This window comes from Blastocatellia bacterium (assembly GCA_025054955.1).
GTDB lineage: Bacteria > Acidobacteriota > Blastocatellia > HR10 > J050 > JANWZE01.
Map to the genome: position 1 here is coordinate 35,021 of JANWZE010000023.1, position 16,637 is coordinate 51,657.

Consider the following 16,637-nt stretch of genomic DNA (forward strand, 5'->3'; position numbering starts at 1 on the left):
GTCAATGAGGTGGTTGAAAAATGTGTGGCGTTAAAGTCCGACTCTTAAGCGACGCCGGCAATCGCACAACAAAGCTGCTTCCCTGGCCTACGGTGCTTTCCACGGAGATGGTTCCGCCATAATTGGTGATGATACGATGAGACGTTGCCAGTCCCAATCCGGTGCCCTTTTTCTTGGTCGTGTAAAAGGGGCGAAAAATTTTCTCCAGATGCTCTGGGGCGATGCCCTCTCCGTTGTCGGTCACTTGCAGGATGATCGCTTCGTCTTTGGGATCAAAGCTCGTCGTCACGATAATTCGGCCTTTGCTTTTGCCCTGGACAGCATGGACGGCGTTCAGCAAAAGGTTGAGGATCACCTTTTGCATCTCATCGGGGTCTACCATGACGGTAGGCAAGTGAGGGTCTTGACGAAATTCGATCTCAACATGGCCGTCGGCGACCTGCATCTGGGTCATCGTGATGGCATGTTCGATCAGTTGATTCAGATTGGTTCGCGTATTACTGGCTGTATGCGGCCGCGCATAATCAAGCAGGTCACTGATGACGCGATTGACACGCATGGTTTCATCCAACACATGCTTCAAGACGGCGCGATTGGCATCGCCTTCGGGCAAATTTTCCAAGACAATTTCCAAGGCGCCTTTGATGCCAGCCAACGGATTCTTCACCTCATGAGCCAGTCCTGCCGCCAGCTCGCCGATCAAGGCCAGTTGCTCAGCGCGGGCGATGCGCCGCTCCAGCATCACGTGTTCGGTGATGTCGGAGACAACGTGAACCGAGCCGATCACCTGTTGTTGATCGTCCAACAAGGGACTGACCGTCACGCGCAGGACTTTGCCGCCGGGTCGCTCGACAATCTCAGTTGTGGGACAGCGGCTAACGGTGGCTCGGTGGTCAGCGCAATCTGGCAAGCTGCCCTGACGACCCAGTATGGCCAAGCAACACGAGCTGCCCACCAACGTGTCCAACGGTTGATCCAAAATGCGCGACAAGGCTTGGTTCGCCTTAATGATTTGCAGGTCAGGCCGATGAACCGAAATGCCATCCTGAATGGCGTTAAATGTGCTCTCCCACAGTTTGCTGGCGTAGGTGCTTTCGGCCAGCAGCCGCGCATTTTCGATCGCCATGCCCAGTTGCAAACCGATACATTCGAGCAGCTCCAGGTCGTCGGCAATCGCGCGCTCAGGATCATAGCTTGCTGTCACCAGCACGCCGATGACCTTGCCTACAGCAATCAGCGGGACACAGGCCAACGCGTGAACATTGAACTTCGCCACCACCGAACGAGTCACACGTGGATCACGGGCAGCATCGCGAACGACCAACGGCTCACCGCTGACGTACACCTGACCAGCCAATCCTTCGCTCGGCTTCAGATGATCAATGCCGGCGATATACTCACGCGCAACGCCCCGCGCTGCGCGAACACGGAGGTCGCCGCTGTGCGGGTCGAAGAGCAAGACGAGCGCCATATCGGTGCCGATCACATCGGTCACAACCGCGAGCGCTTCTTCCATCAGCGGGTCCAACTGCTGCGAATGACTCAACACCGCAGCCAACCGGCTCAAGGCAGCTACTCGTTTCATTGGGGGCTGAGCCGGCGCGGCAGTGGCAATGCCCGCAGAATGAGGGATGGCAACGGCTGGCGCTTTGTTTTTCCTGACCGGCATAATTCAAGACGCACAGCAATGGTAGCGTGAATCAATTTAGCGAGTCAATTGAACGGAGGCAACCATGAGCAAACAAAAAATTCTTGTCGTGGATGACGAAGACCTGCTGCGGTGGTCTATCAAAACCAAGCTGGAAAAATGGGGCTACGAGACGATCGAAGCAGAGACGGCCAGTCATGGTCTGAAACTATTCACTGACGAAGCGCCAGACCTCGTCATTCTGGACATCAAATTGCCGGACGGCTCAGGCATTGACATCCTCCGGAAGATCAAAGAAGAGAATCCCAACACACCGGTCATCATCATCACTGCCAATACGACCGTTGACAACGCCGTCGCGGCGCTGCGCCTGGGCGCGTTTGACTTCATCTGCAAGCCAATCAACTACGACGAGCTGCAAGCATCCATCAGAAACGGGCTGGAAGCCAGCCACCTGCGCGACACGCTCGACCGCGTTCAATCATATTCCAAGAAGCGATTCAGTTTCGACATGATTGTCGGCGAATCGCCACAAATGCGCGAGCTACTGGAGACGGTGCGGCGCGTCGCCGAGAGCGAAGCTTCGTGCGTCGTGCTGCTGGGCGAATCGGGCGTCGGCAAAGACCTTGTGGCCAAAGCGATTCACTATCAGAGCCGTCGGGCGCAGTATCCTTACGTCGCCATCAACTGCGCGGCCATCCCTGAAACGCTGATGGAAACCGAGCTGTTCGGTCACGAAAAAGGCGCCTTCACCGACGCTCGCGGCCAAAAGAAAGGCGTGTTTGAATTGGCTGACGGCGGCACCATCTTGCTCGATGAAATCGGCGACCTGCCCCTCGGCCTGCAAGCTAAGTTGCTGCGTGTGATCGAAGAACAACAATTCCGCCGCGTCGGCGGCGTGCGCAACATCAACATTGACGTGCGCATCATCGCCAGCACCAATCGCAATCTGGAAGAAGAAGTGCAACAGGGCCGATTTCGCGCTGATCTCTACTACCGGCTCAGCGTCGTGCAGATCACCATTCCACCGCTGCGCGAACGGAAAGAAGATGTGCTGTTGATCGCCGAGCACCTGATCAAGAACTTCAACGTCAAAATGAAGCGAAACATCATCGGACTGGCGCCCGAAACAAAGAAGCTATTTCTGGAATACACATGGCCGGGTAATGTGCGTGAGCTGCGCAACACTATTGAACACGCGATGATCTTCGAGGAATCACCCTATATCACGCCTAAGCATCTGCACACACGCATCAGCCACCACGGCCTGCCGGCCAGCAATCTCACGCCCAAACTGGGCACGCCGAAGCTGGTCGGCCGGATGACGTTGGAACAGATGGAACAAACCATGATTGAACAAGCGCTGGAGCAAACCGGGTGGAACCAGACGCGCGCGGCCGATCTATTGGGCATCTCGCGCGATGCGATTCGCTACAAGATCAAGAAGTATCATATCGAGCGGCGTCAATCAGTCGCTCGGGTCTGAGCGACCCAAAGGAGGTGAGATCATGGCACGGCATCGCTGGATGGCAGTAGTTGTGATATTGGCAAGCACGGCAGCGGTCTTCGCCCAATCGGCGAAACAATCGGTGGACTGTATGAGCTGCCATCAGGATGCCACCTTGACCAAGCAAGTGAACGGACGGACGGTCAGTCTTGCTATCAAACCAGAAACGTTCGAGGCGTCGGTTCACGGCGTTTTGAACTGTACCGACTGCCACACTGATGTCAAAGACTACCCACACGAGCCGCCGCCCAAAGCGGTTTCCTGCGCAAGCTGCCATGCTGAGGCACATCAGGCCTACATGCAGGGCTTGCACGCCAAAGCCCGTAATGGCGGCAGGGCGCAAGCGGCTAGTTGTTTAGATTGTCATGGCGATGCCCACCAGATCAGGCCGTCCAGTGATCCGACGTCGAAAACCTATCGCAGCAACATTCCGCAGACCTGCGGCTCGTGTCATAGTCTCAAGTTCGTCATGGAGCCGTCACATTTGAGCGCCCAGCCGTTTTTCTCGTATCAAGAGAGCGTGCATGGACGAGCGGTCGCCGCCGGCTCGCTGAAAGCTGCCGTCTGCACAGACTGCCATCATAGCCACGACATTCGTTCCCCCGGCGACCCAAAATCGGAGATTTTCAAATTCAACGTGCCCGCGCTGTGCGGCAAGTGCCACGAATCAGTGACCGCTGAGTTCAACCAGAGTATCCACGGACAAGCCATCCAGCGCGGCCGATGGCAAGCGCCTGTCTGCACCGATTGTCACGGCATTCATTCGATCAAGTCGCACATTGATCCGACGTCTTCTGTAGCTGCGCAAGCGCTGGCGCGCACCACCTGCGCGACGTGTCATGAAGGCGTGCGATTATCGCAAGAGTTTGGCGTGCCAGGCCGGCGCACCAGCACCTATTTGGATAGCTATCACGGCCTGGCCTCGCGACTGGGTTCCAAGGTCGCTGCCAATTGCGCCAGTTGCCACGGCGTGCACAATATCCTTCCTTCGTCTGATCCGCGCTCGACGATCTCAAAAGCCAATCTGGTCAGTACCTGCGGGCGCTGTCATCCGGGCGCCAGCGAAAACTTCATTCGCGGCCGAGTCCACGTAGATGTGCCGATTTCAGAGGATACGGGCAGCATTGTCAGCGCGTGGATCAGGACGTTCTACATCTGGTTGATCGTCATTCTCATTGGCGGCATGGTCGGTCACAATGTGATCATCTGGCGGAAAAAAGCGATCGCCGTGCGTCGCGCGCAAGACCGCTCCATCATCCGCATGACGCCGCAACAACGATGGCAGCATCTGTTGTTGCTCATCAGCTTCACCGTGCTGGCGTTGACCGGATTCGCGTTGAAGTATCCCGATTCATGGCTGGCTTGGTTGCTTGGTTCTAGTGAACCATTTCGGCGAATCACCCATCGCGTGGCCGGCGCTGTCATGATCGGCGTTGGGCTTTACCATATCGTCTACGTCTTCTGCACAAAAGAAGGATGGGAGGGATTCAAAGCGTTTCGCCCGACAAAACAAGATGTGTATGATGCTGTCCACAACATACTGTATTATCTTGGCCGCCGATCAGACCGCCCCCTGTTTGGGCGGTTCACCTATGCCGAGAAGCTGGAATACTGGGCGTTGGTCTGGGGCATCATCATCATGGGCATCACCGGTCTGATGGCCTGGTTTGAAGTGACCGTGACGAAACTGCTTCCTCGTTGGTCTATTGATGTCGCCTTGACCATTCACTTTTACGAAGCCGTGCTGGCCACGCTGGCTATCATCGTATGGCACTTATATCATGTTGTGTTCGACCCAGACGTTTACCCGATGAACTGGGCTTGGTGGGACGGGCGAATGTCTATCGAACAGTTCCGCCACGAACACCCGCTGGCTTACCAGCAGATGCTTGCCGAGCAGGAACAAGAACGCCGCGAACCGGCGGGCAAACCGGCGCGGCATGATTCAACTGACGAATTCAAACCATCTCCGGCTAGTAGCGGAGATGATTAACACGGAGGGACTATGATGGTGTTAATCAAGAAACTCACATTCAGCCTTTTTGTCGCTCTCCTTACGCTGACGATGATTTCCTCATGGCCTGCGCCGACGGCCACTACGCTGGTCAACGACGCAGCCAAACTCTATGAAGCCAAATGCGCCAAATGTCACGGCGCTGATGGCACCCCAACACAGATGGGCCAGAAGATGAAAGCGCCTGATCTGCGTTCCAGTGAGGTTCAAAAGAAAACAGACGACCAATTGTTCAAAGCGATTGCCAAAGGCGAAAAATCCTTCCATCAACTTGAAAAGAGCATGAGTGAAAAGGAAATTCGCCAACTGGTGGGGCATATCCGTGCATTGGCTAAGAAAAAATAACTCGTTGTTGAATTGCTAGGGCGATTTTCATTTGCCTTGGCCTAAGTACGTGGACAAAGGTTCTGGGGATACGGGACGTTTTGGAGTGCGGTGACGTGTCACCGCTTTCCAAAAACGTCACGAACTTTTGTCACGTTACTTAGAGCGATTTTCAATTGCACTTAGCCCGGGGGCCTGCACCTTGGGGGCTGAGGCACGTTGGGTGTGTGTTCCCAGGGTAAGCTCGTTCGTAAACCGATCTAGGGCGTCGAGAAGGCAAGAGAGCAGCGTCAGGCTCGGCCTTCTCGACGCCGTTGCACACGAACGAGCCGATGGAAGAACAGGTGGCGGCTCTTGAAGGCGCGACGGATGGGAGGATGACGGCTGCTAGACATTGCACGTCTGGCTATCATCATGCGTCCGGCTGCCGCCGCCGCTCGGACTCAGTCAACGCCCACAGAGCGACGCCCCTACACACAACATGGTCTTTCCCGCTCAATTGGTATAACTCGGTGTGGCCGTCAATGACTCATGCACAATCGCCACGGCCAAGTTGACAACACCTGAGTCTCTTGACCCAACCTGCTCCGCCAAATTCCCCACAAGCTTCGTCGTCAAGCCCCGCACTGCTTGCGGATCGGTGAAGAAGCCCTATTTATGGCGTCCAGATCATAGACTCAGACGTGGCATGCAGATTGCCTCTTTATTGATTCCGGTTCTCTGGGAATTTTTCAGTAAGGAGATGGAGTCATGAGCACCGTGCTGTATACGATCATCATCGTCGTGGCGCTGGGCGTCTTATACCTGGTGATGCGGCTTGTTATCGGCGCCTATCTGACCTATCGTGGCAAACGGCTGGTCACCTGCCCGGAAACGAACCAGCCGGCTGTCGTTGAAGTCAACGCGCTGCAGGCGGCCAGGACCGCGATGGTTGGCAAGCCGCAGCTTGAGCTTGATGCATGCTCTCGCTGGCCCGAACGAGCACACTGCGGCCAAGAGTGCTTGCGACAGATTGAAGCGGCACCCGAAGCTTGTTTGATACAAACGATGCTATCAAATTGGTATGCGGGCAAGTCCTGTGTGCTGTGCGGCCACGTTTTTGAAAAAATTCACTGGGCCGAACATAAGCCGGCCTTGAGGGATCAGCAGGGTCGAACATACAGTTGGCAGGATATTCATCTGGAGCAGTTGCCGCAGGTGCTGCAAACGCACGCGCCGGTTTGCTGGAATTGCCACATTGCCGAGAGCTTCCGTCGTCAATACCCCGACCTAGTGGTGGATCGCCCGTGGCGAGACAACCTTCCACGCCAGGATGAGAACTGATTGACCAAGCTGCAACGTGATCCCTTCGTCAGCGAAGGTTGCACAATCGGTCGGTGATAAACCCACAGCAACAGTGTGGGGATTATCACCCGCTTGCGCGATATAACCCATGGGCGGGGAGCCATGATAGATCTGTTCGTTGTCAAGAAATGGTTGCGTCAGTAGCGATTAGAAGCACAACTGAGCAAGCAGCAATGGTCGGCATACCAATTGCTCAACGTGTAGTTCTATGAACGAACCAATGCCAGATGAACCAATTCATACCCCAACTCACTGCAAGGAGGCCGTGTCATGATCAGAAGCACTACAATGAGAACACGCATCAAGCTCGCATTCTTAATCGCCGGGTTCATTGCCCTGGTGGCCGGATTTGATCCGGGCGGCTTAATTGCGCAGCAGCAGGTGTTGCCGCGACCGGGCTTGAAACTGGAGATTCTGGGCGTCACCATTCCCGAAAGTCGCAAGCCAGAAGTTACATTCAAAATCACCGATGAACGGGGAATGCCTCTGGACAAAGACGGCGTCACAACTGAAGGCGTGGTGACGTTACGATTTTTGATCGCTCGTATTCGACGTGGCGAGCGGCAGTACACATCCTATATTGTTCGTCAGCAAACCGGCGCCGCCCTGGGAACGGTGGACCAAGCAGCAGCCGATTCAGGCGGCACGTATGCGCAGGTCGGTCCCGGCACCTACACGTACACATTCGGAACGACGCTGCCGGCCAATTATGATCGGACGGTCACACATACAGTCGGCGTTTATGCCAATCGAGACATGACACATGTTGATGGCAATGATTATGTGGCTGCCGCGACGTTTGATTTTGTGCCGAACGGCACTCCGGTAACCGTCAAGCGGGATGTTGTCAATGACGCGGCCTGCAACAAGTGTCATGATCAATTGACAGCGCATGGCGTGCGTCGCAGCGTCGCGTTGTGCGTGCTGTGCCATACGCCACAAACACCCGATCCCGATACTGGCAATACAACCGACTTCAATGTCATGATCCATAAGATTCATCGGGGCGCTGATCTGCCCAGTGTGCGAGCTGGCCGGCCCTATCAACTGATTGGCAATCGCGGTGTCGTTCATGACTACTCGAAGGTTCGATTTCCGCAAGACATTCGCAACTGCGATAGCTGCCACACGGGCAGTCAAGGGATGAATGCACTAACCCGTCCGTCGCGGATAGCGTGTGGCTCCTGCCATGATAACGTCAACTTCGCTACTGGTCAGGGTCATGGACCGGGCATCCCGCAGACCAATGACCTAGCCTGCGGGTTCTGCCATCAACCGACCTCCACAACAGAATTCGATCTGTCGGTTGCCGGCGCGCACGTGATTCCCAATCAATCCAGACAACTGCCCGGCATCAAGTACACGATCGTCAGGGTTGAGAACACGGCGGCAGGACAACGCCCCAGAGTTATATTCAACATCACGGACAATGCCGGCCGTCCGATTCAACCCAGTCAAATGAGCCGACTGGCGCTTGTGCTGGGCGGGCCAACGAGCGACTACAGCCGCTGGTGGACGGAAGATGCTCGCATGGCCACGCCGACCGGCGACGGCAACTACGCTTACACCTTTAACACGGCCATTCCTGCTGACGCCACAGGCACGTACACAGTGACGTTGGAGGGCCGCCGCAATGTTCAGATCATCGGCCCGAACTTTCAACCAACAACAATTCAAGACACCGGTCCGAATGTCACCAAGTCATTTGCTGTGACCGGACCGCTGGTCGAACGTCGTGTCGTTGTGGATTTGGCCAAGTGCAACGCTTGTCATGATATGTTGCGGGTGCACGGCGACAATCGGTTTAACAATGTGCAGTATTGCGCCGTGTGTCACAACCCGAATCAGACGGACGTGGCGCGCCGACCGCAAGCGGAGCTGCCTGCTGAGAGCGTGGATTTCAAATACATGATTCACCGCATCCACGCTGGCAAAGAGCTATCCAGCGACTTCACCGTATACGGATTCGGCGGCACGGCGTATAACTACAATAACGTTGGTTTCCCTGGACGGCTGACCAACTGCACGATGTGCCATGTGGCTGGAACCCACTTGATTGGTTCGACCGCCGGACGATTGCCAACGGTCACGCCCAGAAGTCTGATCAATCCAACACCGCCGATTTCTGCGGCCTGCGTTGGCTGCCACGATAGTCAGGCCACATTGGCTCATGTTTCATTGAACACCTCTCTATTCGGCGAATCGTGCGCCGTCTGTCACGGCGAAGGGCGCGAGTTTGCCGTATCGAAGTCGCACTTCCGGCGACCTGATGCCCGATGAGCGAAGGCGGCCGATGGCAGACAAAACAGTATGCCTGCCATCGGCCACATCCGGCGCGCGTCTTGGGCAAGCTCTTTGTTGATACTGCAATCGGCATGACAAAACTGGTACGCATGAGGTAGGTTCCTATGAGACTATTATCGCGGAAATGGGTATGGACGCTGGTGACGTTGTTTTGGCGCAACTGGCTCACGTCGCTCGGCTCGATTCTGGCCACATTCAGCGCCCTTTCAATCATCGCGTTCGTCGCGCTTGGATTTCTCGGACTTGACACGCCGTACCTGGGCGTCATGGCATTTCTGGTGATGCCGGCCCTATTTATCGTCGGGCTGTTTCTGATCCCGATTGGCCTTCACTACGACCGAAAAAAACGCGCCACGCGTCAAGACGAACCTGAGCTTTACCCCGTCTTTGACTTCAATCAGCCTCGTCTACGACGCATGGCCGGCGTGGTGGCCGTGTTGACGGCTATCAACCTGATGATTTTGTCATTCGTCAGCTATCAAGGCGTCGTGTTCATGGATTCAGTGGCGTTTTGCGGCACGACCTGTCATACCGTGATGGAGCCGGAATACACGACGTACCTCAACTCGCCGCATTCCAAAGTCAAATGCGTGGAATGTCACATTGGCGCAGGTGCGCCGTGGTTTGTTCGTTCCAAACTCTCCGGCGTAGGACAGGTGCTGGCCGTCGCCTTCAACACCTATAGCCGACCTGTGCCCTCGCCGGTGGAGAATTTGCGCCCGGCGCGCGATACGTGCGAACAGTGTCACTGGCCTGAACGATTCACCGGCAATCGTATCAAAGTCATCACCAAATTTGCCGAAGACGAATCGAACACTGAAACCAAAACGGTCTTGCTCTTGCATATCGGTGGCGGCGCGACCGGCCAAGGCGGCATTCATAGCTGGCACATTGATCCGAAGAAAGAAACAACCTATATCACCACGGACCCGCGCCGAGAAGTCATCCCGTGGATTCATGTCAGAGAAGCCGATGGAACGGTTCATGAGTTTGTCGCCCGCGAAGGTGCGCCAACGGCCGAACAGCTTGCCAAGGGTCAGAAACGCACCATGGATTGCATTGATTGTCATAATCGTCCGACGCATATCTTCAAATTGCCCGATCAAGCTATGGACGAATCGTTGGCAGCCGGCCGCATTGATCGTTCGTTGCCTTACATCAAGAAAGTCGGCGTTGAAGCGCTGAAACAAGCCACCGGACCGAAACAGGAGGCGCTGGAAAAGATTGCCCGGCGCGTTCGCGACCACTTCCAGCAAAACTACCCTGAACTGGTCATCTCGAAGAAACCAGCGATTGAAGCAGCCATCGAGGAAATTCAGGCGATCTATCGTCGCAATATATTTCCATCCATGAACGTCACATGGGGAACGCATCCCGATCATATCGGTCATGAACGATTCCCCGGTTGTTTCCGCTGTCATGATGATCAGCACGTGAGCAAGACCGGCAAGACGATCAGCCAGGATTGTAGTTTGTGTCATACGATTTTGGCTCAGGATGAACAAGACCCAGAAGTGCTCAAGCAGTTGGAGATCAAATAATGTTCGTGGATTCAGCAGAGACAGCGGCCAGCAGGCCAGGCGCGTTTTCAGCCTCGCTTAGCACGCGCAGCGATCTCTGCCGGTAACTTTTGAGGCGCTCTATGAGAACGCGATCAGCTCTTTCACATGTGAAGCTCGTCACGACGCTCTGCTTTCTTCTCATCACGGTCATTGCCGTCAGCGTGGATGTACCGGTCACAACGTCGTTCGCTCTGCCGCAGCAAGCGCAGTCGGCAACACAAGAAACGGCGGCCACCGGCTCGTATGTCGGTTCGGAAACTTGCATGGGTTGTCATGAAGACATTCACAAACAATATGCGATGACCGCTCATTACGTGACCGACACCAGCGCCCGCTATCAGCAACCGATGAAAGGCTGCGAGGCCTGTCACGGGCCTGGCCAGGAACATGTGGATGCCGGCGGCGACGCGACCAAAATTTTCAATCCAAAAGGCAAGCCGCCGCGCCTCGCCAATGAGCGGTGCCTCAGTTGCCATCAACAACAGGAAGAGCGTCACAACTTTCGCCAAAGCGAGCATGGACTCAATCAAGTGGCCTGCATTGATTGCCACTCACCGCATCCGGCCAAACCGCTCGAAAACCTGTTGGTGAAGGAGAGTCCGGCGCTTTGCTATCAATGTCACGGCCAAATCAAGCAGCAATTTCAACGCCCATTCCATCATCGCGTTCATGAAAAAGGCATGAGCTGTCAGGATTGCCACAATCCGCACGGCGGCTTCAACCTCGCACAAACACGGGCGTCAGCCGGCGGAACCGATGCCATCTGCTTGAAATGCCACACAGAGAAACAAGGACCTTTCGCCTTTGAGCATGCGCCGGTTCGGTTGGAAGGCTGCGTCATCTGCCACGTGCCGCATGGCTCCAATAATCCCAAGATGCTCAAACGGAGCACAGTGCAACAGTTGTGTCTGGAATGTCACTCCGATACGCCGGGCATCTTCGGTCCAGAGCCGCCTGCATTTCACGATATTCGCAGCCCGCGATACCAAAACTGCACAACCTGTCACGTGAAGATTCACGGCTCATACGTCAATCGCCTGTTTCTGCAATGAGGGCCAGCGGAGGTTATATGCAGCACACGATATTGGACACTCGACAAATCGCGTTTCCGATCATGCTCGCGCTCCTGCTCACGCTGGGGCTGACCACCTCGACGGCTTACGCGCAATCAACGTCGCCAGAGGAGCCTACACCACAGCAAGGGCCGGTCGAAGGATTCAAACTTGGCGGCCTGATCACCTCAGGCACGATTGAAATGGGGACGCGCCAGACGTGGATCGGCGGCAATCAAGATGTCTATCGCAGTCAAGTTAACTTAGGCGCCGGGGTGCGCCTCTTTGACATCGCCGTGCAATCGCGCTCGCCCGATAACGCCGGCCCACTCTATGACACGCTCTCTTACCACATGACAAGCTGGGGCGGCGACCCTTACAACACCGTCCGGCTGAGCATCCAGAAGCGTCACCTCTACCGATTCGATCTACGATACTGGCGCATGGATTACGTCAACCTGCTGCCCACGTTTGCCAATCCACTGGTCAACCAAGGACTATTGATCAACCAACATAGCTTCAATCAGGCTCGCCGCGTCTCCAGCTACTGGCTCACGCTGCTGCCCAACCGGGACTTTCAAATCCGACTGGGCTACGAACGAAACTTTGCGTTTGGCCAGGCACTCACCACGTTTTCTATCGGACTGGATGAGTTTGTGCTCCAAGACCCAATGCGAACGACGACGAATGATTATCTGGTCGGAGTGGATACCACACTCGGTATGGTTGACCTGACCATTGAGCAAACCTTCCGCACGTTCAAGGATGATATGACCACGTTCCAAACGCCCGGCCTGATCAACAACGGCAATAGCCCGCGAGTTGGGCCGATTGGCGCTGTCAACCCGCAACAAATTCTGCTGACCTCGTTTCAGCGCGACAGCGCGGTACGCGGCTTCATGCCGGCCACGCGCCTCGGCCTGAATATCCGACCGAGCAAACAGGTTCAATTCACCGGCCGCGTGGTCTACAGCGATGCCGAATTCGATTTCAATCGAAACGAAATCCTATCGGGCAATCTCTTCGATTTATCAGCGCTCAGCTTCGTCACGCGGCAACGCTCCAACGCGCTGGCAGCAGCCTCTCGCCCCATCACCACCGCTGACACTGCGTTGCGCGTCAGCCCAATCGAGCGCCTGACGCTGACCAATTCGACCTCATTCAATCACTTCGTCATCGCCGGCGGCAGTCTGTTAGAGACACTTCAAATTCTCGGTCTCACCTTTCAAGGGACGCCGCCGCCACCGAATCAAATGCAGCGCCTGGTCTCTTCGTTTCTGGATGAACGCACGTCGCTGCGTTCGCTGCGCAATCTGTTTGAAGCGAGCCTTGAGGCGCATCCTCGCCTGACACTGCGCGGCGGATACCGGTTCACCAACCGGCGCGCCCGGTTGACGATTCCCGTTCCGTTTCGCGCTATTGACCAGTCAAGCCTCGATACACACACCGGGATTGCTGGCCTGACCCTGCGCGCGCCGAAGCAATTTCGCCTGATGGCTCAATTGGAGCGCGGCTCTGCCGATAATGTCTTCACCCGGATTGCGCCGTATCACCTGACGCGACTGCGCGTGCGCTCCAGTTTCCAGCCGCTCTCGCAATGGCGGCTGAGCGGCGAGTACACGCTCACCGACGCGCGCAATCCCAATCCGTTTGTTGACACCCTGCACCGGCATCGCGCCTTCAACATTCATTCCACCGTATCGTTGAACGAACGCTTGGATATGGACCTCGGCTATACGCGCGTGGACATTTCATCAGACACTTCGATCATCCTGAATCCACGCACGCTCGAACGCGGCAACTCGCCCTATCGAGCCGATGATAATGCCGTGAACGCGGACCTCACGTTTTCGCCGTCGAGGCGGGTTCATCTGTCTGTCGGCTATGGCGTGATTAACTCCAAGGGGACATTTCCACTTAATTATCACCAACCGCGCGCGCGCCTGTCGCTTGATCTGCACCGACGGCTCAGTTGGATTGCCAGTTGGGGTTGGTATGGCTACAACGAAAAGGGCGTCGCGATTCAGGATTATCGCGCCCATTTGCTGAGCTCAAGCCTGAAACTCAGGTTTTAGAGCAATTTTCAATTGCCTTCCTTAGGAGCCCCGCATCTTGCCGGCTCATGCACGCTGCAAGTGTGCACCCCCAGAGTAAACTCATTCACAAACTGCTGGAGAGCAGTGCATAAAATGAGTTCATCCTGGGGCACCCGCCGGAGCCAGCATCATTTGGCAAGGCGCGGGCGCTCCAGGACGAAGATCATCTGAAGATCGCCATAGGTCGCCTATGAAAATGCCCAGGCTCGCTTCGATGTTGCCCTGAAACAAACCCACGATTCACCATTGCTTCAACTTTGCGTGTCTGGCCCAGGCTCGCTTCGATGTTGCCCTGAAACAAACACGCGCTGATTGGCCGACTCCACTCTTGCTCCATGGTGACGGAAGCCGATCATCGGCGGTGTGATCACTGCTTCGGATCAATGGCAACTTTCAACATGTCGGTTGATTGCGATAAGTCAGCCAACACCTGAGGCAACTCGGTGAGCGGCGCAGTATGCGAAATCCATTCAGCGGGATTGATCATGCCAGCAGCGATGATGCGCAACGCTTCGCGCACATGGCGCGGCGTGTGATGAAATGGCGATTTGACGGTCAGTTGGTCATAGTGGATTCGTTCAGCATCCAGATTGACGGCCGTGCCGGCTGCACATCCACCGAACAAGGTCACCGTGCCGCCCCGGCGCGCGCAACTGACTGCCAACTCCCAAGCAGCCGGCAGCCCGACGCACTCGACAACTCTGTCGGCCATGTACCCGCTGGTCAATGAGCGAACCTTCCCGACAACGTCGCCGGTTGTATTCACATCGAAGACAGCATCGGCTCCCAGTCGCTCAGCGGCGTGCAATCGCGCTGCACGTCGTCCGAATGCCAACACGCGCGCGCCTTGCAATTTCGCTAAGCGGACGAACAACAACCCAATCGGCCCCAGTCCCAGCACCATCACCGTGTCACCTTCCCTGATATCGCTTTCTTCAAGCCCTTGTACAACACAGGCCACTGGTTCAACCATGGCGGCGGCGGCAAATGAAACTGAATCAGGAATCGGCAGAAGATTCACCCGGACGATGCGTGCAGGAATTTTGATGTATTCGGCATAGGCGCCATTGAGAAAGAGCAAATCCGTGCAGGCACTAAAACTCTGCTTCCGGCAGTAGAAGCATTGACCGCACGGCGCTGAATTGGCGGCCACCACACGCATGCCGACGTGAAAGTCACTGACGCCCGGACCGACTTCAACAATCGTCCCTGAGAATTCATGGCCGAAGACCGATGGCAACACGATCATCCGCGCATGATAGCCGCGTTGATAGACTTTCAAGTCTGTGCCACAGGTCAGCGCCGTATCAATTTTGACGAGCACTTCCCCTTGCTCAACGCGGGGGATCGGCAAACGTTCGATGCGCACATCACGTTGGCCATAGAGGACAGCAGCCAGCATACTCTCTTGCTTCATAGATCAGCTCACGAGGCGGCATTATACTCTCTCACCAACAACAGAGGCAATTTGCTGGCGCTCGGTGATTGGCGCGTCAACGCGCTCATTGACTGTCCGCGTGCGTCTGCCTACAATTCGACCGCGATGACCAACCCAGTCAACAATCCTCCAGGTGATGTTCCATTCACTGAAATAGCGGCCAGCTTGGCTCACATCAGTCGGATGTTTTACGACCGCCGCTGGACGCTGGGAACGAGCGGAAATTTCAGCGCCGTGATCAGCCGTGATCCATTGCGACTGGCCATTACAAGCAGCGGCGTAGATAAAGGGCAGTTGGCCACTGAGCATATTTTGCTGGTTGATGAGAATGGCCAGCCGGTGGATGGAACAGGCCAGCCATCGGCGGAAACGCTCCTGCATGTGGCGATCGCGCGCACGCTTGGCGCCAACGCTGTGTTTCACACTCATTCGATCTGGAGCACACTGGTCTCAGAAGCCCATCTCAATGAAGGAGGCTTGACGATTCAAGGCTACGAAATGTTGAAAGGATTGGAGGGCGTCCGCTCACACGAGCATTGCGAGTGGATTCCGATTCTGGATAACTCGCAGGATTATCGGCAACTGGCTGGCGCGGTTGAGGCGCTTTTACAACGTCATCCCAACACACATGGCCTTTTGCTTTACCGACATGGACTCTATACCTGGGGCGCCGATCTGGCCGCAGCGAAACGGCACGTGGAAATTTTGGAGTTCCTGCTGGAAGTCACAGGACGAACGCTGCCGCATGTCAACGGTCGCCCCTGATCAATGAGGCAAAAACCTATGGCAATTGTCACCATTCCCGACAAGCACCAAACATTGACCGATCCAACGGCCATCAGGTCACACCTGGCCAGCATCGGCATCGCTTACGAGCGATGGAATCCGGCGCATCCTGTCGCTCCCGATGCCCCACCCGAGGCCATCCTAGCAGCTTATGCCGCCGAGATTGAAGCGCTGAAAGCGCGTGGCGGCTACGTCACTGCCGACGTCGTTGACGTCACCCCGCAGACGCCGGGCCTCGACGCGATGCTGGCCAAGTTCAGCCGCGAACACTGGCACGATGAGGACGAAGTCCGTTTCATTATTGATGGTCGCGGGCTGTTTCATATTCGACCGCAGCAAGGGCCGGTCACGGCCATCGAAGTTGAAGCCGGTGACTTGATCTGCGTGCCGCGCGGGACCTGGCACTGGTTCAATCTGTGCGCCGACCGGCGTATTCGAGTGATCCGTTTATTCCAAGACCCGGCTGGCTGGACTCCGCATTACACAGACAGCCACGTTGACGAAAACTATCAGCCTGTCTGTTTCGGCTTCAGTCATCTTCCTCTGCAAGCAAGTTGAGGCC

The 16,637-nt window shown here is 55.9% G+C and carries 12 protein-coding genes; 10 read left to right on the forward strand and 2 right to left on the reverse strand.

The genetic code is table 11. From position 1 onward, the window contains the following. Position 1 precedes the first annotated feature (1 nt). The gene (locus NZ823_01940; GenBank protein MCS6803888.1) at positions 2-1,585 is read right to left on the reverse strand and encodes an ATP-binding protein; all 1,584 of its coding nucleotides are present in this window, start codon (positions 1,583-1,585) and stop codon (positions 2-4) included. A 148-nt stretch (positions 1,586-1,733) separates the two neighbouring features. Here NZ823_01940 and NZ823_01945 point away from each other — a divergent pair, with 148 nt between their 5' ends. From NZ823_01945 to NZ823_01980, 8 genes are all read left to right on the forward strand, one after another. Next, positions 1,734-3,134, forward strand: coding sequence for a sigma-54 dependent transcriptional regulator (locus NZ823_01945; protein MCS6803889.1), 1,401 nt, complete (start codon positions 1,734-1,736; stop codon positions 3,132-3,134). A 22-nt stretch (positions 3,135-3,156) separates the two neighbouring features. Next, complete coding sequence (locus NZ823_01950) at positions 3,157-5,148, forward strand: cytochrome b/b6 domain-containing protein (GenBank protein ID MCS6803890.1); 1,992 nt, start codon at positions 3,157-3,159, stop codon at positions 5,146-5,148. Positions 5,149-5,160: 12 nt separating this feature from the next. Further along, on the forward strand, positions 5,161-5,514 hold the full coding sequence (locus tag NZ823_01955; protein ID MCS6803891.1) for a cytochrome c: 354 nt from the start codon (positions 5,161-5,163) through the stop codon (positions 5,512-5,514). A gap of 729 nt (positions 5,515-6,243) precedes the next feature. Continuing rightward, on the forward strand, positions 6,244-6,816 hold the full coding sequence (locus NZ823_01960) for a hypothetical protein (protein ID MCS6803892.1): 573 nt from the start codon (positions 6,244-6,246) through the stop codon (positions 6,814-6,816). Between the two features lie 291 nt (positions 6,817-7,107). Beyond that, positions 7,108-9,117: an OmcA/MtrC family decaheme c-type cytochrome gene (locus NZ823_01965; GenBank protein MCS6803893.1), complete on the forward strand. Its 2,010-nt coding sequence runs from the start codon at positions 7,108-7,110 to the stop codon at positions 9,115-9,117. 128 nt (positions 9,118-9,245) lie between these two features. Next, positions 9,246-10,682, forward strand: a complete 1,437-nt coding sequence (locus NZ823_01970) for a NapC/NirT family cytochrome c (GenBank protein MCS6803894.1) — start codon at positions 9,246-9,248, stop codon at positions 10,680-10,682. A gap of 101 nt (positions 10,683-10,783) precedes the next feature. Continuing rightward, positions 10,784-11,755, forward strand: coding sequence for a DmsE family decaheme c-type cytochrome (locus tag NZ823_01975; protein MCS6803895.1), 972 nt, complete (start codon positions 10,784-10,786; stop codon positions 11,753-11,755). Positions 11,756-11,772: 17 nt separating this feature from the next. Then, a complete protein-coding gene (locus tag NZ823_01980) occupies positions 11,773-13,830 on the forward strand; it encodes a hypothetical protein (GenBank protein ID MCS6803896.1) in 2,058 nt (685 codons plus the stop codon). A 388-nt stretch (positions 13,831-14,218) separates the two neighbouring features. Here the strand turns inward: NZ823_01980 and NZ823_01985 are convergent, their stop codons facing one another. Continuing rightward, entirely contained in the window at positions 14,219-15,268 is a 1,050-nt protein-coding gene (locus NZ823_01985; GenBank protein ID MCS6803897.1) for a zinc-binding dehydrogenase, read from the reverse strand. Between NZ823_01985 and mtnB the strand changes: the two genes are divergently transcribed. Together mtnB and NZ823_01995 are read left to right on the forward strand one after the other, a co-directional pair. Beyond that, the gene (gene mtnB / locus NZ823_01990; protein ID MCS6803898.1) at positions 15,260-16,054 is read left to right on the forward strand and encodes a methylthioribulose 1-phosphate dehydratase; all 795 of its coding nucleotides are present in this window, start codon (positions 15,260-15,262) and stop codon (positions 16,052-16,054) included. The genes NZ823_01985 and mtnB overlap by 9 nt on opposite strands. Before the next feature lie 18 nt (positions 16,055-16,072). Then, positions 16,073-16,633: a cupin domain-containing protein gene (locus NZ823_01995; GenBank protein ID MCS6803899.1), complete on the forward strand. Its 561-nt coding sequence runs from the start codon at positions 16,073-16,075 to the stop codon at positions 16,631-16,633. Positions 16,634-16,637: the final 4 nt, after the last annotated feature.